The organism is Serratia proteamaculans (genome assembly GCF_013337185.1).
In the GTDB taxonomy this organism is placed as follows: domain Bacteria; phylum Pseudomonadota; class Gammaproteobacteria; order Enterobacterales; family Enterobacteriaceae; genus Serratia; species Serratia proteamaculans_D.
In genome coordinates this window covers 500772-519750 of the sequence record NZ_SWDE01000001.1, presented here as the reverse complement: position 1 = coordinate 519750, position 18979 = coordinate 500772, and the positions used below count along the sequence as shown (strand labels likewise).

General features: G+C 52.0%; 17 protein-coding genes. 9 read left to right on the top strand and 8 right to left on the bottom strand.

Annotation, left to right across the window (positions count from 1 at the left end):
* Positions 1-90: 90 nt before the first annotated feature.
* A complete protein-coding gene (gene flhA / locus FCL49_RS02435) occupies positions 91-2157 on the top strand; it encodes a formate hydrogenlyase transcriptional activator FlhA (protein WP_174352271.1) in 2067 nt (688 codons plus the stop codon).
* Between the two features lie 64 nt (positions 2158-2221).
* On the opposite strand, the gene FCL49_RS02430 is transcribed toward flhA, so the two are convergent.
* Both FCL49_RS02430 and FCL49_RS02425 read right to left on the bottom strand, forming a co-directional pair.
* Positions 2222-2455 (bottom strand): hypothetical protein, encoded by a 234-nt coding sequence (locus tag FCL49_RS02430; RefSeq protein WP_254611025.1) that lies wholly within the window; start codon positions 2453-2455, stop codon positions 2222-2224.
* A 2-nt stretch (positions 2456-2457) separates the two neighbouring features.
* Positions 2458-3432, bottom strand: a complete 975-nt coding sequence (locus tag FCL49_RS02425) for a hypothetical protein (protein ID WP_174352269.1) — start codon at positions 3430-3432, stop codon at positions 2458-2460.
* A 238-nt stretch (positions 3433-3670) separates the two neighbouring features.
* On the opposite strand from FCL49_RS02425, the gene FCL49_RS02420 reads away from it, so the two are divergent.
* From FCL49_RS02420 to FCL49_RS02395, 6 genes are all read left to right on the top strand, one after another.
* Complete coding sequence (locus FCL49_RS02420) at positions 3671-5164, top strand: PAS domain S-box protein (RefSeq protein ID WP_174352268.1); 1494 nt, start codon at positions 3671-3673, stop codon at positions 5162-5164.
* A gap of 172 nt (positions 5165-5336) precedes the next feature.
* Positions 5337-6311 (top strand): Dyp-type peroxidase, encoded by a 975-nt coding sequence (locus FCL49_RS02415; protein ID WP_174352267.1) that lies wholly within the window; start codon positions 5337-5339, stop codon positions 6309-6311.
* Between the two features lie 121 nt (positions 6312-6432).
* Positions 6433-6756 (top strand): cupin domain-containing protein, encoded by a 324-nt coding sequence (locus FCL49_RS02410; RefSeq protein WP_174352266.1) that lies wholly within the window; start codon positions 6433-6435, stop codon positions 6754-6756.
* Positions 6757-7422: 666 nt separating this feature from the next.
* Positions 7423-8457 (top strand): methyltransferase, encoded by a 1035-nt coding sequence (locus tag FCL49_RS02405; RefSeq protein ID WP_174352265.1) that lies wholly within the window; start codon positions 7423-7425, stop codon positions 8455-8457.
* Between the two features lie 189 nt (positions 8458-8646).
* Complete coding sequence (locus FCL49_RS02400) at positions 8647-9387, top strand: SDR family oxidoreductase (RefSeq protein WP_174352264.1); 741 nt, start codon at positions 8647-8649, stop codon at positions 9385-9387.
* Between the two features lie 33 nt (positions 9388-9420).
* Positions 9421-11082: an alpha-keto acid decarboxylase family protein gene (locus FCL49_RS02395; RefSeq protein WP_174352263.1), complete on the top strand. Its 1662-nt coding sequence runs from the start codon at positions 9421-9423 to the stop codon at positions 11080-11082.
* A 40-nt stretch (positions 11083-11122) separates the two neighbouring features.
* Here FCL49_RS02395 and FCL49_RS02390 read toward each other — a convergent pair whose 3' ends face one another.
* The 5 genes from FCL49_RS02390 to FCL49_RS02370 form a co-directional block, all read right to left on the bottom strand.
* On the bottom strand, positions 11123-11995 hold the full coding sequence (locus tag FCL49_RS02390; protein WP_174352262.1) for an efflux RND transporter periplasmic adaptor subunit: 873 nt from the start codon (positions 11993-11995) through the stop codon (positions 11123-11125).
* Positions 11996-12002: 7 nt separating this feature from the next.
* Complete coding sequence (locus FCL49_RS02385; protein ID WP_174352261.1) at positions 12003-12215, bottom strand: DUF1656 domain-containing protein; 213 nt, start codon at positions 12213-12215, stop codon at positions 12003-12005.
* Positions 12205-14154, bottom strand: coding sequence for an FUSC family protein (locus FCL49_RS02380; RefSeq protein ID WP_174352260.1), 1950 nt, complete (start codon positions 14152-14154; stop codon positions 12205-12207). Before FCL49_RS02380 ends, FCL49_RS02385 begins: the two co-directional genes overlap by 11 nt.
* The gene (locus FCL49_RS02375) at positions 14151-14615 is read right to left on the bottom strand and encodes a MarR family winged helix-turn-helix transcriptional regulator (protein ID WP_174352259.1); all 465 of its coding nucleotides are present in this window, start codon (positions 14613-14615) and stop codon (positions 14151-14153) included. The genes FCL49_RS02380 and FCL49_RS02375 overlap by 4 nt, the downstream gene beginning before the upstream one ends.
* A 146-nt stretch (positions 14616-14761) precedes the next feature.
* Positions 14762-15664: a LysR family transcriptional regulator gene (locus FCL49_RS02370; protein WP_174352258.1), complete on the bottom strand. Its 903-nt coding sequence runs from the start codon at positions 15662-15664 to the stop codon at positions 14762-14764.
* Positions 15665-15793: 129 nt separating this feature from the next.
* On the opposite strand from FCL49_RS02370, the gene FCL49_RS02365 reads away from it, so the two are divergent.
* Positions 15794-16714, top strand: a complete 921-nt coding sequence (locus FCL49_RS02365; protein WP_174352257.1) for an alpha/beta hydrolase — start codon at positions 15794-15796, stop codon at positions 16712-16714.
* A gap of 287 nt (positions 16715-17001) precedes the next feature.
* On the top strand, positions 17002-17391 hold the full coding sequence (locus tag FCL49_RS02360; protein WP_254611026.1) for a DUF4440 domain-containing protein: 390 nt from the start codon (positions 17002-17004) through the stop codon (positions 17389-17391).
* Between the two features lie 283 nt (positions 17392-17674).
* Here the strand turns inward: FCL49_RS02360 and FCL49_RS02355 are convergent, their stop codons facing one another.
* Entirely contained in the window at positions 17675-18949 is a 1275-nt protein-coding gene (locus tag FCL49_RS02355; protein ID WP_174352256.1) for an anaerobic sulfatase maturase, read from the bottom strand.
* Between the last annotated feature and the right edge of the window lie 30 nt (positions 18950-18979).

The following is an 18979-nucleotide window of genomic DNA, read 5'->3' as shown; positions in this document are numbered from 1 at the left end:
TCCTGTCGGGGGAGAACCTTGTCGCCCAGCGTTACACTTTGTGACGTGACTCACTAAAATCATCATCGCGACTCAGGCAAGTGATAAACAATGTCGAATGCACAATTAGAAAAACAAGAATTACTGGAAACCACCCGTACGCTGCTCAGTCAGCACAGCTTCGCCGATCTGTTACGGCAACTGCGCCAGGTGCTGCAACGTCAGCAACTGGCAGACCATGTGACGCTGGTGCTGTTTGATATGCACAGTGAGCGGGTCAGTTTTCATGGGCTGGATGCGCAGCGGCAGCCGGTCATCTATCAGGATGAAACTTTGCTGGCTAACGGGCCGGTGAGCCGACTGCGACAAAGCCCGTTGCCACAGCGCTGGCATAGCGAAGATCTGCATGCGCGTTACCCGCAAATCAACGCCCTGGCGCTGTATCTGCCGTTTAACCAATATTGCCTGATGCCGCTGCACGCTGGCGGTAGCCTGATCGGCGGTTGTGAGCTGTTACGCAGTAGCCCGCAACCCTTCAGTGATGCCAGTCTGGTGCAGTTGCAGGCATTGATGGAATTGGTTGCGCTGGCGGTGGAACAGATCAGGCTGCGTGAGCAGGCGGAAAACCGCCAACGGCAGTTGTGCCATGAGCGTGACGATTTCCGCGTTTTGGTCGACGTCACCAACGCCGTGTTATCGAAGCTCGATCTGGATGATTTGATTGGCGAAATATCCACCGAGATCCACCGCTTTTTCAAGATCGATGCCATCAGCATGGTGTTATGCGTCGATAAAACCGATCAGGTGACCATCTATTCCACCCATTATTTGCAAGACGACGTGGTTGAACGTCAACAGTACAGCGTAGCGCTGGCCGGTACCTTATCCGAACAGGTGATGCAGAGTGGGGAAATGCTGCTGCTCAATCTGAAACATTCCGATCGCCTGGCGGCTTACGAACGCCAGCTGTTTGACCTTTGGCATGACCAGATCCAAACGCTGTGCGTCTTGCCGCTGGTGTTTGGCAACAAGACCCTGGGCGTATTAAAGCTGGCGCAGTGCCAGCCGGACAACTTCAATGCCGCCAATCTGCGGGTGTTGCAGCAGATCGCCGAGCGTATCGCCATTGCGGTGGACAACGCGCTGGCCTACCAGGAAATCAGCCGCCTCAAAGAGAGCCTGGTACATGAAAACCTCTATCTGACTGAGCAAATCAACGGCAATAACCCGGACTTTGGCGAGATTGTCGGGCGTAGCGTGGTGATGTCTGCGGTGCTCAAACAGGTTGAAATGGTGGCGAAAAGCGACTGTTCGGTGCTGATCCTCGGTGAAACCGGCACCGGTAAAGAGTTGATTGCCCGCGCTATCCACAACCTGAGCGAGCGACGTGATCAGCGCATGGTGAAAATGAACTGTGCGGTGATGCCGACCGGGCTGTTGGAAAGCGATCTGTTTGGTCATGAAAAAGGCTCTTTCACCGGCGCAACCAACCAGCGGATGGGGCGTTTTGAGCTGGCGGATAAGGGAACGCTGTTTCTGGATGAAGTGGGTGAAATCCCGGTGGAACTGCAGCCTAAACTGCTGCGAGTGCTGCAGGAAAGGGAGTTTGAACGGGTCGGCGGCAACAAGGTGATTTCGGTGGATGTGCGCCTGATTGCTGCTACCAACCGTGACCTGCAGCAAATGGTGGCCGACCGGGAGTTTCGCAGTGACCTTTTTTATCGGCTGAACGTGTTCCCGATCGTCATCCCGCCATTGCGTGAACGGCCGGAAGACATCCCGCAATTGGTGAAGTTTCTCACTTATAAAATTGCACGCAGGATGAAGCGCACCATCGACAGCATTCCGGCGGAAACTCTGCGCCTGCTGAGCCAGATGCCCTGGCCGGGCAACGTGCGCGAGCTGGAAAATGTCATCGAGCGGGCAGTCTTGCTGACGCGTGGCACGGTGCTTAACCTGGAATTGCCGGAACTGCGCTATCCGGTGCCGTCGATGGCTTTACCCTTGCCCACGGCAGAGCCTGTGCAGGCGGGTGAAGACGATCGTCAACGGATTATTCGCGTATTGAAGGAAACCAACGGTGTGGTTGCCGGCCCACGAGGCGCCGCACAGCGTCTGGGTATCAAGCGCACTACGCTGCTGTCGCGCATGAAGAAATGGGGGATTGTGGTCAAGTAGATCATTAAAAGGCCCGAGTCCGGTAGCGTATCCGGCTCGGGCCTGGTGGGTCACTTAATTTGAATCAAGTTGTCGCGTCATCAATCTCCAGCGGTTTCTGCTTGCTCAGCAGATGCAGCAGCAAAGACACCCGTCGCTCTGTCCGTTCCGGCGTGTCCGGCGGCAAGTTATAACGCAGGGTATAGCGCTCGTTTTTTTCATTGTAGAAATCGAGGGTCAGCACCGGTAGCGACGCCCCCACGACTTTACGATAATTTAATGAGATGGATGACAGCTCTCGCTTGGTTGAAAGGTCCATCTTCATTCGCTCACAACTAAAGTACGACGCGTTGACACCGCAATACGTCCGATAGCAAAACTCAGCCCGGCACCCAACAGCAACATCAGCAAGGAGCCCCAGGCGGCACGGGATACCTGTTTGGCCGCAACGTCAGCCGCTTCACGCGCTTTCTGCTCGGCCTGAGCCTTAAGTTGTTCAACTTTTTGTACCGCCTGCTGATAAGCCTGGGCGTAGTTGTCGACAATTTGGGTCGCCTCAGCGTGGCTCTTGCCGGTACGTGCGGCGACAATGTTCACCAGCGCGTCTTTATCCGCGGCATTCAGGGTAGGTTCACCAGATTGCTTAACCCGTTCGAACCATTGCTTAAGCTCCGCGGCCGCCTGCGCAGGATCGCTAGCCGCATCGGTCGCCGACTGCTTGCCATCTGCACCGGCCTGCTCGGTTTTTTGTTGCAGGTTGGACGGATCCAATTCAGCCTTGCCGGTTTGCTTGAGCGTGGTAGCCAACTGATTTTGCAGGTCATCCCAATCCAGGCTGATGCCTTTTTTATCAAGTTGCTGTTTAACGCTGTCACCAATGCCCGGCGCGGCCGCCGCCACACCGTTGCCCGCCAGAGACAACCCTTTGCCAACCGCACTGCCGGCCAGACCGACCACGCCGCTCGCCAATGAAATAACCAGCCAGGTGGTCAGCAAGGTAGTGACTGCCCAACTCAACAGGCCATGCAAGCCACCGCGGTTGGGGGCCGTACGGCCGGCGACAAAGGCCCCTGCGGCCAGTGAAAGCAACGTGGTGACGAACAGCCAGATGCCGGTCCCCACGCCGAAGCCACTCAGGGGATTGCCTGCGTGCAGCGGATCCACGGCCGATGCGCCGACAGCAGTACCCAGTACGCTCAATATCAGATAGGTCACCAGCGCCATGGCACTCCCGGCCAATATTGAGCCCCATGAAACGTTAAACGCCAGGCGATTGGATTCATAGACAGTGGTCATTGTTATTCCTTATATTTACTGGACAAGTGGTTGTACGCGCAGCACTCCGCTGCACCGACAGAATCAGTCTGCCGCTGTGCACCACTCAACGTCCCGGTTCATTTGCACCCATGGAGCTAGTGCATTCACACCCCGCGAATGAACTACTTAAGCACTATGCTGGTTGGGAAGTCGTGTCATTGTCAGGAGTGCCGATCGCCGCCCGGTGGCCTGAGACCTTTTGTCTTATGGAGAAATAATGAGCCAGTCCGTTCTTGCCAGCGAAACCAACCGTAGCCAACTACAACAGATCATCTCAGGACTGACCGAAGGGGTGATCCTGACTGAAGTCGACCGGACCATTCTGTGGGCCAATGAGGCCGCACTGAGCATGCATGGGTTGACCAAACTGAGTGAGTTGGGTGCCAATGCCCAGGAGTATGAAGAGCGTTTTGCCTTGCGTTATCGCAACAATCATCCTTTGAGCTCAGAGCAATATCCGCTTAACCGGGTGGCTGCCGGCGAGGAGTTCAGCGACGTACTGGTCGAGGTACGGCCCGCTGGCGAGCCGGATTTTCTCTGGGTTCACCGTTTACGTAGCCTGATTATCACTGACGCCAAAGGGCAACCCGAGCTGCTGGTATTGATCCTGAGTGACGCCACCGAATGGGCCAGCGCCGAGGAACGCTTTGAAAAAACCTTCAATGCCAATCCGGCGCCTGCGGTGATCTGTAGCCTGAGCGACCTGCGTTACATCAAGGTTAATCAGGGGTTTCTCGATATGACCGGCTATAGCCGCGAACAGGTGATGGGTAATTCGGTCTACGCGCTGGATGTGCTGGAACAAGCGGAGCATAAGGATCTGGCAGTGCAACGACTGAGTGAAGGGGCAACCATTCCGCAGATGCAGGCCGAGTTAAAACTGCCAGCCGGAGGAACCAAGCTGGTGATCGTCGCCGGTCAGCCGCTGGATATTAACGAAGTCGATTGCATGCTGTTTACCTTCACCGATCTTGAACCTCGCCGTAAGGCCGAGTCGGCATTGCGCGAGAGTGAAGAGCGGTTCGCCAAGTCCTTTCGTTTAAGCCCGGTCCCCACGCTGGTGTGCACCGCGGACAAGCAGCAGGTGCTGGATATTAACGAAGCCTTTATGAAAACCACCGGCTATGTCGCTGAGGAGTTGATCGGCAAGAGAGTCGAGGATATCAATTTCATCGATGGACAGGGGGAATGTCGTCGCTTGTTTACCTTACTGGGAAAAACCGGCAACGTAGAAAGCCAGGATCTTAAACTCCGCAAGAAGGGTAACGAAGTGCTCGACTGCGTGGTGTCTGCTGATGCCGTGAGTATTCATGACGCTCCCTGTTATCTGTTGGTCATGATGGACATTACCGAGCGTAAACGTTCGGAACTGGAGTTGGTTTCCGCCATCGAGGAGGTGATGCAGGACGCTTCTTGGTTCAGTCAGACGCTGCTCGAGAAGCTGGCCAATGTGAAAAGCATCAATAAGCCCAACCTGTCCGGATTTTCCTTCACCGATCTTACCGCCCGTGAGCGGGATGTGCTGGGGTTAATCTGTGAGGGGCTGCCAGACAAGAAAATCGCCACGCGACTCAATCTTGCTCCCAATACCGTGCGCAATCATGTGGCGATGGTGTACTCCAAACTCGACGTACACAGCCGCAGCGAAGCCATTGTCTGGGCCAGGGAGCGAGGGCTGTTTGCCGGTGAGCGGCAGTCTAAAAAAGGCTAGCAGGATACCAATGTGCTGGATATCGCCCGTATTCTGCGGGCGTTTTTGCTATTCCCGCCAATCACTTTGTTACTCCATGTCAATGGCATCTGCAGGGATATAGCTTGGCTATGCGGCATCATCGACGCTAAGATAAATACCCTTGATTACTCACCCATTTGGGGAGATTTTCGTGAGCCAAGAATCAACTTCACCACTGTCTTTGGCGCAACGCGCGCTTGAGACCGAACCACAATACATTGATGCACCCATGACGGCCGCTGCCGCCTTTCTTATCCTCAAAGTCAAAGACGATAGTGCATCACTCGCCACTGCCCGAGCCGTAATCGCCAGTACCGAAGACCTGATTAAAAATGTCCAGATACGATCCATTGATGTCAGCTTCACCTGTAACGTCGGCATTGCGCATCGCGTCTGGGAGAGCCTTAGTGGAAAACCCGTACCCAAAGAGCTGACGCCGTTTAAGGAAATTAAAGGTGCAAAGCATACGGCCGTGGCCACCTCCGGCGATTTGCTGTACCACGTCCGTGCAGGCGCGACAGATTTGATCATTGAGTTCGAGAAAATGTTGCTGGAAGCTTTTGGCGATTCGATCACTGTCGTCGATGAGGTCGCGGGATTCCGTTATTTTGACGGACGTGACCTGCTGGAGTTTGTCGATGGTACCGCGAACCCGGTGGGACTGGCCTTGCCACAGGCGACTATCGTGGGTGATGAGGATCCTGACTACGCGGGTGGCAGCTATGTGGTGATACAGAAATACTTGCACAATATGGCCGCCTGGCGCGCACAGAAGGTGGAAACCCAGGAAGCCATTATCGGACGCACCAAGTTTGATAACGTTGAGTTGCCGGATGCGACAGAGGGACAAAAATCACATAAGACTCTGTGCACCATTGAAGACGAGCAGGGTGAACACGACATTTTGCGCGATAACATGCCCTTCGCCTCTCCGGGGCGCGGCGAATATGGCACCTATTTTATCGGCTATTCACGTCACCTCTGGGTGATTGAGAAGATGCTTGAGCGTATGTTCATTGGCAATCCAGCCCCATTGCATGACCGGATCCTTGATTTCTCCACGGCCGTCGCCGGCGTTAACTTCTTTGTTCCTGCCCGGAAATTCTTAAGCGATCTGGCTGATTGAGTTCTCAAAAGTGAGTTTTTGCGTATGAGGCATACGTCCTATATATTTATTAACAGGCCGATAGGCCGTTAGGGAATTGTGATACTTGATCCAACTAATCACCGATTACTAGGAAGCTATCATGCATAAAAGAACACTGGCGACACTGCACTACGAGAAAATGCCTTACGATGGAGTGTATTACCATATCTTGAAACGTGAGGCGCAAGGGCACACGGCGCTGCTGAAACTTGATGCTGGCAGTCATCAGTCAGCCAGAATGCATCCGGGCTGGGTCAAGCTGATGGTCCTGTCGGGTGAGCTAAAAATTGGCGATCAGACTCTACAGGCTCATGAGATGTTGATGATCCCGGCCAAAACCGCCTACACGGTGGATGCCATCACTGAAGTATTCTGTCTGGCAATTTCTGAACTCGATGGCGTGGAACTGGCCCGCCAGGGTTGACAGCAGATAAGCCAGGTTGGTGCCCACATTGGCTTATCTGGTGGAATTCCCCGTCACTCAGCGGGGAGTTCTGATTCAAAACGTATTTCCAATCCTGCCGTGACGACGTAACTTTTTTGACCATTTTCCCTCATAAGTAAAAATGTGCTGATAAAAGGGGTTAGGGCGATGGAGTAATATATACTTCCTATCCCACCTTCATTTAATCATGATTAGCATAAAATAATTTCCAAATTATCTGTCGGTTAGGACTTTTTACTTCAAATAAGTTTGACTTTATTTATAAAGAGGCCAAACTTCATCCCACAATAAAATATCAACATTAAAATAACTTGTTAACGTCACCTTGTTTATTGATTAGCATTGCAATTAATTAAATGGCATTTATTCCCTGGTGGGAATTTATTTTTGTCATTATGAAATAGTTGCAGTGCGTGGTTATCTCATGTTTAAACTGGCATGGTAAATCTTTAAATAAATTTTTGTAACGAGTTAATATTTATGACTTTTTGACTCACAACATTGAATTAATTGCACATCACCAGGCGGCCCAGGTTGATTTGCGTACAAGGTTATTTGTACGACAATCATCTTAAGCAATGCTGTTATTTGATAAGTTCTTTTTTAATTTATTTTAACGAATAGTTAAATAGAGGAAATAATATCATGGTGAATGATTCAAATTGTATATCTGAGCATGCTGATGCTGCGGTATATTTATTAGAGCAATCTATGGCTTTTACTTATCAGGGGGCGCTTAGGGCTGCAGCGGTTTTAGGCATCGCCGATTGTCTCAAGGAAGGCGCAAAGAACGCGGATGAGCTGGGGAAAATGGTCAATGTCGACGGGCAGAAGTTGTACCGTGTTCTGCGCATGCTCGCATCGAAAAAAATATTTGAAGAAACCGAAGGTGGCCAGTTCGCACTGACGCCTGCCGCAGAATTTCTGCGTTCCGATGTCCCCAACTCATTGCGCTCTGCGGTCATGATGCTGACCGATGAGACATTTTGGTTGCCGCTGGGTAACCTCGTCGATAGCTTGCGCCACGAATCCTCCTTTAAAAATCTGTACGGCTTGTCCTTCTACGAATATTGGTCAAAGGCCAGTAATCAAAGGGAAGAAGGGTATGATTTTCATACCGGCATGTCTTCCATGTCAGCAGTGGAGAACATATTCTTAACACGCAGCTATACCTTTCCTGAAAATACAACCGTCGTCGATATTGCCGGCGGCATGGGCGGACTGCTGCTGAACGTTTTACGCAGTAATCCAACGCTGCACGGTATTCTATTTGATCGCCCTGAAATATTGGCCAGAAACCGCCTTGGGGAATTGGGTGATGATTCACGCTGGGAAACTCAAGCAGGGAGCTTCTTTGAGTCCTGTCCAACGGCAGATTTTTACCTGTTAAAATATATCACTATGGACTGGCCTGACGACCAGGCGAAAGCCATATTACGCTGCTGTCGAAATGCCATGCATGAGAATTCAAAGCTGTTGATTATGGAGCCGGTGATCCCGAAAGGTAATAGCTGGCATGGCGGTAATGAACTTGACTTATTACTGCTGGCGAGTTTCGACGGTGGGCAAACACGTACTGAGGATAAATTGCGTTCGATGTTGGCCAGTGTCGATTTAAAATTAAATCGCATCATTGATACCGACTGTTACGTCTCTATCGTTGAGGTCGTCATTGCTTAAATGCGCATTCATTAATGACTTGATATATCAACGGTAATAATAGAGTTATTCCGGCGATATCCATATAGATATCACCGACTCGCCGCTTGATATTCGTCATGGTGCGGATCCTTCCCCCTCATTTTGAGTCATTTCTAACATGCTGATTAGCCGCTAAATAAACCGGTGATTAGCTATCAGGAGCACAGTATGGGCCAAATTTCAGGCAAAGTCGTTGTGATTACGGGCGCGAGCAGTGGACTGGGCGAGGCAACCGCACGCCATTTGGCCACCCTTGGAGCCACCCTGGTGTTGGCTGCCCGCCGTAAGGAACGCCTTGATCTGCTGGTGGACGAATGCATTGCCGCCGGCGGTAAAGCGCTGGCGGTCAAGGTCGATGTCACTGAGCGTGAAGAGGTTAAGGCCATGGTCGCCGCCGCCGTGGCGCAATTTGGTCGGATAGACGTATTTATCAATAATGCCGGATTGATGGCGATTGCGCCGATCACCATGACAAAAGTTGATGAATGGGAACGAATGATAGACATCAACATCAAGGGGGTACTGTACGGTATCGCCGCAGTCTTACCGGTGTTCGAGCAACAAAATGACGGGCACTTCGTCAACATTTCTTCGGTGGCGGGGGTAAAGGTTTTTAGCCCGGGTGGGACAGTTTATAGCGGGACCAAGTACGCGGTGCGGGCGATTTCTGAGGGGTTGCGGCATGAGGTTGGGGCGCATATCCGAACCACAACCATTTGTCCGGGAGCGGTGGATTCAGAATTGAAGCTTGGCAGCTCGGACGCCGAGAGTGTGCAGTTCGTGCAGGACTTTTATAAACAGGCCATTTCGGCGGATTCGGTGGCACGCGCCATCGCCTATGCAATTGAGCAACCTGCCGATGTGGATATCAATGAAATCGTGTTGCGTCCAACGCAACAGGTTTTTTAACCGTGCTTTTTCCTTTAAAGGCAGGGAGTCGTCATGACTAACAACTATACCGTTGCAGATTATCTCCTCGACCGATTGGCTCAGATCGGCATCCGTCATTTTTTCGGGGTACCTGGTGATTACACGCTACAGTTACTCGATCATGTGATCGCTCATCAACACGTCACCTGGGTTGGCTGTGCCAACGAACTTAATGCGGCCTATGCTGCTGACGGTTACGCGCGTTGCAATACGGCGGCAGCACTGCTGACGACCTTCGGCGTGGGGGAACTGAGTGCCGTGAACGGCATCGCCGGCAGCTATGCCGAATATGTACCGGTGATCCACGTGGTCGGCGCGCCGGCCCTGCGTGCACAGCAAGGCGGCCGTTTACTGCATCATTCGCTGGGCGACGGTGATTTCGGTCACTTTGCCCGTATGGCAAAAGAAGTGACCATCGCCCAGGCTTGCCTCACCGCAGACAATGCGGAAGCAGAAATCGATCGCCTGCTGACCACGGCACTCTTTGAACGTCGTCCTGTGTATTTGCTGCTTCCCTGCGATGTGGCAGAAACCCCGTTGGCTTCACGGCCCTTATCATTGAAACTGCGTCAGCCCTGCCTGTCGGAAGCGTCGCTACAGGACTTTATCGTGGCGGCAGGTGAGAAACTGCAAGCGGCTCACCGGGTTTCGGTATTGGCGGGGTTGTTGGCGGAGCGCTTCAATGTTGATGTGGCATTGGATCAATGGATGAGTGAGGTTCATTTACCGCATTCTACCTTGCTGCTGGGTAAGAGTGTGATGGACGAAACCCGCCACGGTTTTACCGGCACCTATGCCGGTGCTGCCAGTGACCCGCAGGTTAGACAAGCGATAGAACAGGCGGATGTGGTGATCAACGTCGGTGCGGTGTTCTCCGATATCGTCACGGCCGGATTCAGCCACCAGTTACCGGCGGAAAAGTGCATCAGTATTCATCCGTTTGAAGCCAGAGTTGGGCAACAAGTGTTCAGCCAGATCCCGATGCAGGAAGCGGTTAAGGCGTTGCACCAGCTCAGTTTATCTCTGGTAAAACAGTGGCAGCCGCCGGTAATTCATCGCCCGGTGCAGCCGAATGCTACCCATAGTCGGCTTGATCAACAGGTTTTCTGGCAACAGGTTCAAGACTTCCTGCGGCCCGGCGATATTATTTTTGCAGATCAAGGGACGGCTTGCTTTGGTGCGGCAGCGCTGAATTTGCCGCAGGGCTGCAAATTTATCGTTCAGTCGTTGTGGGGCTCGGTGGGCTATACGTTAGCGGCAGCTTATGGTGCTCAAACCGCTGAGCCGGAGCGGCGGGTAATCTTACTTATCGGCGACGGTTCTGCACAGTTTACCGCGCAGGAGTTGGGATCGATGCTGCGCGATGGGTTGAAACCGGTCATCTTCTTGTTGAACAACGAAGGATACACCATTGAACGAGCGATTCACGGCCCTGAGCAACGCTACAACGATATCGCGCAGTGGAATTGGACATTGTTGCCACAAGCACTGGCTGAGAGACATTCGATGCAGGCGCTGCGCGTCACTGAACCGGAACAGTTACAGCAGGCGCTGCTTGAGGTGGCCAACAGCCGCCAATTGGCCTTTATAGAAGTCGTACTGCCCAAGATGGACATTCCGGAGTTGCTGAACGCCGTCTCGCGCGCCCTTCATCGTAACAACGCGGCGGGCTAAGCTGTTGCGCTATTGTGGGGGCTGCCTGAACGGATTGCCCTCAATTTTCACTCAGGCTAACTGTTGCCGTACGTCCGGCGATCAGGGTTACGCCGCTGGGCACCTGGTCAATGGCGACACGTACCGGAATGCGCTGCGCCAAACGGATCCAGCTGAACGTCGGGTTTACGTTGGCGAGCAGGTTACCCGTGGCAGTGGTACGTTCGCTGTCGTTGATACCAGCGGAAAGTCCGTCGACGTGACCATACAGTGGTCGCCGTTCGCCCATGATACGGATAATGACCTTATCACCGTTTTGTATCTGGCCCAGTTTGGTTTCTTCGAAATAGCCGGCGATGTAGAAGCTGTTGGAGTCTACCAACGCCATGATCGGCTGACCTGCCGTTGCGTAGGCTCCCGGCCGTAAAGAGAAGTTGGTTATTACGCCATCCACTGGCGCATAGAGATCGGCGCGCTGCAGGTTGATACGCGCCAACGCCTGATCGGCCAGAGCCTGATCCAGATTGGCCTTGGCCAGTGATTGGGCGTCGCGGTGGTTGTCGCGTTCCTGCTGTGAGATTGCCGACTGTAGCGCCTGATAGCGCTGATTCTCGCGCCGGGAGGAGGCTAACTGCACGTTGGCACGTTCCACGGCAGCGTCTGCCTGTTCAAGCGCATTGCGCAGACGCACTTTATCCAGACTAAGCAGAAGCTGCCCCTTATGCACCATCTGGTTATCGTGGATATTTACGCTGTCCACTTTACCTGAGACATCCGTGGCCAAAGGCACCACGTCGGCACGGATCTTGCCGTCGCGGGTTTGAGGCGCGTAGGTGTAATAGAGATAAAGTTGCCACAGCACACCTATAGCGGCCAGCACGGCAACCAGGGTCAGTACGGGGCGTATTAGGGCGACGGTACGTTCACGAAACATGGAGTCCTCAGGGGGTGGTTAACAATTTAAGGACATGGAAAAACAGTCCGGCCAAAATGAGAAACAGGGCGGTGTCGAATAACGGGCGCTGTGCCACCAAAAGGTAAAATCCCGCCTTGTTCAATACCCAGGAAAGCGCTATACGCAGGAAAAACGCGCATATCAGGCACAACAACAGCGGCGAAATGAAAATGCCATCAATGTTGATTTCACCGATCATGTTGTGGGTTCCAGTGCAATGCCGTAGGGAAATGTAACAGCCGTAATCGGGTAAGCGGTCGCAGCGTACGTCGATCGTTCTGCCGCCAGGCCTGTTGCAGACCGGCGTCGATCTGGCTCAGAAGTACCGGTGGTGTTTCCGCCGCCAGCGAGAGTTGACGAAACACAGCAAGCAATTCGGATAGCCTTACAGCCCCATTGTTGAATTCGTTGGCCTGTTGTAACTGAATCAGGTTGATACCGGTTTTTAACCGCACCAACAGCTGCGGGCTGCAGTCAACCTGGCCAACCGTGGCCAAGCGGCTACCCAGTGCGCTAATGCGATCTAATCCCCGAGCCTGGTAGCGCTGCAAGTCAGCTTCACAAACGTGCCGATTGATAGCTAACATCTCTTGTGCATCCTTGCGAATTAGCCGCGCCACTACTTGGTCGGTGCCCCAACGCCGGAACAGCGCGGCGCATAAGAAAGCAAAATAAACGCCGATCAGCGTGGCGGTGGTGCTTTCCAGATACAGTCCCATATTGTTCGGTGCATAGTGCCCCTGAAAATTGACGTTACTGAGCGACAGCGCGATCGCCAGCGTAGCCAGCGGATTGGTTGCGGCCCAAACGCCAAGCGGTAGCAGAAAGAGGCCCATCACGATCAGGAAGCTGCCGTAATCCCCGGCCAGCGGCAGTAGCACGTAGCTGAGCAGGGCGCCAAGGGCCATGGCGACAGCAGCGAAACGGCCAAAGGTGGCAATGGTGGCACCGGGGTTGTCACCGGCACCGAAGAAAGCGATGGCTACGATCCCCATCAGCACCATGTTGGCGCCCTGTGCCCAACCGGTGAAATACCACAAACCACACAGCAGGATATAGGTCGTCAAAATACCGGCGAACATGCGTAGCGCGATGCCGACATCCGGCGGCGGCGAGAATACGCGGCAGCGCATCATCTGTGCCTGCAGTGCCGCGGGTAAAGGCTCGCCCTCCAGAAAAGCATTCAATTGTTGAACTTCAGACCACAGTTTCAGCCAGCCCTCAATCTGTTCCGACAGTTCATCGACAATCAATTTCTCCCAGGGGAAAAGCGACTCGTCGGCGGGTAGCAGGACGTTCAGGCGCGCATAGTTCAGCGTATTTTCACTGGCTTGCTGACGTACCTCATCCAACCAGGGCTGCAGCGCGGGTTGCAGGCTGGTTGGCAAGGCGCTGATGCTGCTACCGATAGAGGAGAGCAGCGGCACGATCTGCAATACTCGCTGCTGTATTGATATTGCTGCCTGACGGGTGCTTTTATCGACCGAGCTGTCATAGCCGAGGGTGGTCATCATCTGGTTGAATGAGGCGATATCGCTCAGCAAGCGAATGCGATCCGCTTCAACCTGTGCATCACCCGCCTTGCCGTCGAGGCTATCTTCCTGCCAGCGCGCCAGGTCGGATAACCAGCCCTTTAACCGTGAGCGTAATACCGGTGCCAAAGACGAGGGAAACAGTACGCTGTCTACCAGTGTCACCGTCAGGATCCCCAGGCAGATCTCCGTTACCCGAGTGACTACCATAGTAAACATGGTGTCCGGGTGATTAATATTGGCGATGGCGACCAGCATCATGGTGATCGCGCCTAACTGAAAAAAGTAAGCACGCGGCGTGCGGTCGAGATAAGAGATGGCCAGCATTAGAGAAGAAGACAATCCTGCGACAACGATCAGCAGTATCGGTGTGTTGCTGAGCAATGCTGAGATCGCCAGTGTCAATGCACCAGCGAACAGGGTGCCACAAAAACGGTAGGTAGCACGGGCGCGTACGGCGCCGCTGACCGGATTGCTCAGCACGCAGCAGGTCACCATGGCCCAATAAGGGTTCTGTAGCCCAATGCTTTCCGCCAGTGCAAAGGCCAGCATGGCGGAGATAAACATCTTCGCCGCATACAGCAGCTGCGGTTTACCTACTTTCATGGTTCATTGTCGGCCTGTTGCAGGTATTGACTGGCGCGCTCTTCAAACAGGCGCAGAACGCGCGTGGCGGTTTCTATATCTTCCAGCGGCACGTCGTGCATCAATTCGACTCGAAGTTTGTCCGCCGCGGCTTCGATCTTTTTGGCCAGTTCGGCACCGGCGGGCAGGATGAGCAAGGTTTTAAACCGGCGATCGCCCGGCAATTCCTGCCGTTCGAGAAAGCCTAACGCTGCAGCCTGATCCAACAATCGCACCAGTGCGCCCGGATTGACGCCGACTTCTTCCGCCAGATCGCGTTGATTGATACCTTGCGGATTGCGATGTACCCATACCACAACCGTAGCCAGCGACATGGAGATGCCGGTTTTAGCTATCACCAACGTCGCGGCCTGTTTCCATACCCGGCGAACCGGTTGCAAGGCGTTGGTGAGGGCATAAAGGGATTTTTCTTTCGATAACATAGAGTACCTCGGCAAATAGTGCACATAGGTTAAATGGCAATAGTTGCTTTGGCAATTGATTTTGTATGATTGCAGGCAGCAGTTAATGACCTTCAGGGTATTGTCATTTGTGCCAGGTACTATTATCTGGAGCTATTAAATATCATTTACTTGATGTATTTCATGTGCTTGAGGGTGTCAATAAGTAGAGAAAAGGCTGAGCCCGCATGGCGGCGGTGTGGATAGTAAAGATGGTACCCCGGCAAGTCGGGAGTGAACTTATCCAGGACTCGCACTAGTTGTTTGTCAGCAATTGCGGCCTGTACCTGGTCATACGGCAAATAAGCCAGTCCGTGACCATCAATGGCAGCATCCAGAATCAGATCCAGGTTATTAAACAAAAGTTGTCCTTCCATGCGAACACGGACTTCCCGTCCGCCACGGATTAATCTCCAGCGATTAGCTGTCCCTGAGGTGGGAAGAAAGAGGTTAATTGCCTGGTGATCGATCAGTTGAGCCACAGAAGTTGGCACACCACGCTTGGTGAGATAGCTCGGTGCTCCCACGATTGCCATCGGAATGTCCGGGCCAATACGTACCGCGATCATATCCTTATCCATTTCACCGCCCAGCCGAACGCCGGCATCGAAACGCTCGGACACAACATCGGTAAGGCCATAATCGATAATTATTTCTACTTTGATCTCGGGATGTGTACTGAGCAACGTACGCATGGCTGGCAGCAAAATAGTCTTTGCCGCATGTTCAACGGTAGTAATGCGTATCAAGCCAGAAGGGCGACCGCGCAGATCGCCCAATGAGGTCATGGCAGAGTCCATATCGTGCAGCATGGGGCCGAGAGTCGAAAGTAAATGTTCACCGGCTTCAGTCGGTACCACGCTGCGTGTTGTTCTGGTTAACAAACGCAATCCAAGACGCTCTTCTATACGGCGAACTATCTGGCTCAACGCTGACTGCGCCATTCCCAAACGCGCTGCTGCACGGGTAAAGCTCCGCTCTTCAGCGACGGTCACAAACACCACCAAATCCGCTATCTCATCACGCTTCATTGATACTCCAATTAATCATTTAAATGATAAGACCAATCACAATTTTGAGTCTAATCATCTTAATTGACAGCGTCTATAGTGGTATCACTCAGCACGATTACTGACAAATACACACTGATAAGGAATTTGATGATGAACCAGAAGATTAGCTTTATTAATACCAACAACCCGGCGATTTCTTTATCCGCCGTTATCTATTTCCCAATTGATTTTGACGAAAATCGTCAGTATCCGGCGATCGTCGTTTCACATCCTGGTGGGGGGGTTAAAGAGCAAACTGCCGGCACTTACGCAAGTAAATTAGCCGAGAAGGGATTTGTCACCCTTGCTTATGACGCTTCTTATCAGGGCGAAAGCGGCGGTGAACCCCGTCAACTGGAAAATCCCTACATCCGTACCGAAGACGTCAGTGCAGTGATTGATTATCTGACTACGCTGCCTTACGTCGACAATGCTCGCATCGGCGCCATGGGGATCTGCGCCGGAGCCGGTTATACCGCTAATGCTGCGATTCAGGATCGCCGTATCAAGGCGATCGGTACCGTCAGTGCGGTGAATATTGGTTCCATGTTCCGCAATGGCTGGGAGAATAACGTTAAATCCATTGACGCGTTGCCACTGGTTGACGTGGGTTCTAATGCACGCACACAGGATGCCCGCAGTAACGAAATGGGTACCATGCCGCTGGCACCGATGAAAGAGTCTGATGCACCCAATGAAGAGCTGCGTCAGGCCTGGGAGTATTACCACACGCCGCGTGCGCAGTATCCGACCGCGCCGAGCTTTGCCACCTTGCGTAGTCTGAACCAAATCATCACTTATGACGCTTATCACATGGCTGAAATCTACCTGAGCCAGCCGATGCAAATCGTGGCTGGCAGCGCGGCGGGCAGCAAATGGATGAGCGACGATCTCTACGACCGTGCAGCCAGCAATGACAAGCGTTACCACATTGTCGAAGGCGCAAACCATATGGATATGTATGATGGCGAAGGCTATGTCGCAGAAACCATTTCTGTCCTGGCACCTTTTTTTGAGGTGACACTGTAATGAAAAATGTTCAAATAAAAAACACGGATATGGCACATTGCGGCCGATAGGGACATGAGTGACATTGTCACGAACTTATGTTAAATAGCAGTCAGTAAGGCCCCAGGAATGTGGTTGGGTATCACCGTACGAACGATTTATTACGAAATTGCTCAGGTTCTGAACCCACAAGGGTCCAGATTCCGCCTTAAGGGGATCTTTAACGGTGCATTTTGGCAAAATCTGCAAGGTCATGGCAGCCAATTCATTTCAGATTTCACGTAGCGCGATCAAAAAAGGAGGGTGTTTTGACCGATTCGACACAGCTATTGGCACTAATCCAATCCATGGAAGTTACGCTGCATCAGCCGGCAACGAGAAACAACATTGCTGTGGTGAGTGAGTTGCTGCATGAAGACTTTGAAGAGATTGGGCGCTCAGGTCATTACTATGACAAACAGCAAACCCTGGCGGCACTTCAAATAGAAAGTGGTCAGACACCGATTTTTTCCGAAGGCTTTAAGTTGGCCATCATTGCCGAAGGTGCGGTGTTGCTGACATACCGTAGCTTTCATCGCAGTGATGATGGTGGTGTTACTCGGTGCACATTGCGTTCGTCGATCTGGCTGTTATCTGCAAATGACAATGGCGGTCGATGGCAGATGCGTTTTCACCAGGGCACGCCGACCAATTGTTGACGCAGGTGATGTTGAATCACAAACCAATAGTCATCAATGAACAGGCGTTAGCTGCTGAAAGAACCGGTAAAGAGAAAGGCGAGGTGAGCTATGGCCAGGATGGACAGCCTGGTGCGTAGCCATAAATGCAATTTAACATAATATACATTATGCGCACCTGGGTGGATATACGTAGAATCTGAGGTTCTGGGCTTTATCATGGCTGCAACTTGAACACGATGACTAGACCATACCGGGCTTCAGTTCGCAACCATGTCACTTTGTTCCTTGAGATTTTCTGTGATTACACATTTATATTTTTGAGAATTTTGGCTATCTGATCTAAAGCAGGCGATACTGATTCAAAAAAAGCCCTGATCCCTGGACATAAATAATTCAGCCCGAGTTCGCCATCAGGTGCCCGTACCACCCTGTTTTTTGGGCATTCTCCCCAACACAAGTTCAGATAAGGGCATTTTTTACAATACTCAGGCAGCGTATCGCGCTTTCCCATGCCAAATTGCTTTTGTCGCTCGGAGAAAACCAGATGGGCCAGTTTATGGGTTGACACGTTGCCTAATCGGTACTCGGGATACACATAATGATCACAGGAGAACACATCCCCGTTTTTTTCTATCGCTAATCCTTTTCCGCAGAATTCGGCGGTAATACACAATTGTGAAGGCAATCCCATGGTTTGAACAACAGCGGTCTCAAACAGGTTGACTTGCACCCTACCCAAATCTTTACTGACCCACTCCTGGAAAGTCGCGATCAAAAACTTTCCCCAGTCTTCGGGATCAACTGACCAGTCGGTTACAATTGAGTCTAAATCCCCCGGTTTTGCCCTGCGTGTGCCGGTGACGGGAATACTGTCATCATTCCAGAATTGAGGTGCTGTCTGTTTGAAGTCAACCGGCTCAACACAAGGATTAAACTGAATATAGGTCGCCCCAAGCTCCTGGGTCAGGAAACGATAAACTTCGAGTGGGAAGCGAGCATTAGTACGGTTTACTACGACCAGTGCATTAAAAGGAACACCGTGTTTTTTTAAGAACTCAACGCCTTTCATCACCCGGTCAAACGTGGGTTTGCCACTGCGAGTGACGCGATAACGATCGTGTAATTCACGTGGACCATCGATGGAAACACCTACCAGAAAATTATGTTTTTTTAGAAATCTGGCCCAATGATCATTGATCAATACCGCATTAGTTTGTAGGTCATTTTCTATTCGTTGGTTCTGAGGTTGATATTTTTTCTGAAATGCGACCACTTTTTCAAAGAACTCAAGTCCCATTAAGGTAGGCTCTCCGCCCTGCCAGGAAAATATAATCTCCTCACCGTCCTGACTGGAAATATATTGGCGAATAAAGCTTTCAAGAACTTCATCACTCATTCCCATATCGCGGTGCTGATGCAAGAGTTCTTCTTTATGCAGATAAAAACAGTAGCTGCAATCAAGGTTACACGTCGAACCGGAAGGTTTAGCCATAACATGATAACGACGTTTGAAATTTACCGACATTTTCTCAAAATTGAGAAGCGGGTTAAGCGGAATAGTTGTGCTATGTTTCATTGTTTTATCACACCTCTGCCTTCTGATTTC

What these genes read in the sequence shown, in the direction of transcription:
- FCL49_RS02395 (WP_174352263.1), top strand. Translation starts at nt 9,421, where the DNA reads ATGACTAACAACTATACCGTTGCAGATTATCTCCTCGACCGATTGGCT.
- flhA (WP_174352271.1), top strand. Translation starts at nt 91, where the DNA reads ATGTCGAATGCACAATTAGAAAAACAAGAATTACTGGAAACCACCCGT.
- FCL49_RS02380 (WP_174352260.1), bottom strand. Translation starts at nt 14,154, where the DNA reads ATGAAAGTAGGTAAACCGCAGCTGCTGTATGCGGCGAAGATGTTTATC.
- FCL49_RS02355 (WP_174352256.1), bottom strand. Translation starts at nt 18,949, where the DNA reads ATGAAACATAGCACAACTATTCCGCTTAACCCGCTTCTCAATTTTGAG.
- FCL49_RS02430 (WP_254611025.1), bottom strand. Translation starts at nt 2,455, where the DNA reads ATGGACCTTTCAACCAAGCGAGAGCTGTCATCCATCTCATTAAATTAT.
- FCL49_RS02375 (WP_174352259.1), bottom strand. Translation starts at nt 14,615, where the DNA reads ATGTTATCGAAAGAAAAATCCCTTTATGCCCTCACCAACGCCTTGCAA.
- FCL49_RS02370 (WP_174352258.1), bottom strand. Translation starts at nt 15,664, where the DNA reads ATGAAGCGTGATGAGATAGCGGATTTGGTGGTGTTTGTGACCGTCGCT.
- FCL49_RS02390 (WP_174352262.1), bottom strand. Translation starts at nt 11,995, where the DNA reads ATGTTTCGTGAACGTACCGTCGCCCTAATACGCCCCGTACTGACCCTG.
- FCL49_RS02365 (WP_174352257.1), top strand. Translation starts at nt 15,794, where the DNA reads ATGATGAACCAGAAGATTAGCTTTATTAATACCAACAACCCGGCGATT.
- FCL49_RS02420 (WP_174352268.1), top strand. Translation starts at nt 3,671, where the DNA reads ATGAGCCAGTCCGTTCTTGCCAGCGAAACCAACCGTAGCCAACTACAA.
- FCL49_RS02400 (WP_174352264.1), top strand. Translation starts at nt 8,647, where the DNA reads ATGGGCCAAATTTCAGGCAAAGTCGTTGTGATTACGGGCGCGAGCAGT.
- FCL49_RS02425 (WP_174352269.1), bottom strand. Translation starts at nt 3,432, where the DNA reads ATGACCACTGTCTATGAATCCAATCGCCTGGCGTTTAACGTTTCATGG.
- FCL49_RS02410 (WP_174352266.1), top strand. Translation starts at nt 6,433, where the DNA reads ATGCATAAAAGAACACTGGCGACACTGCACTACGAGAAAATGCCTTAC.
- FCL49_RS02385 (WP_174352261.1), bottom strand. Translation starts at nt 12,215, where the DNA reads ATGATCGGTGAAATCAACATTGATGGCATTTTCATTTCGCCGCTGTTG.
- FCL49_RS02405 (WP_174352265.1), top strand. Translation starts at nt 7,423, where the DNA reads ATGGTGAATGATTCAAATTGTATATCTGAGCATGCTGATGCTGCGGTA.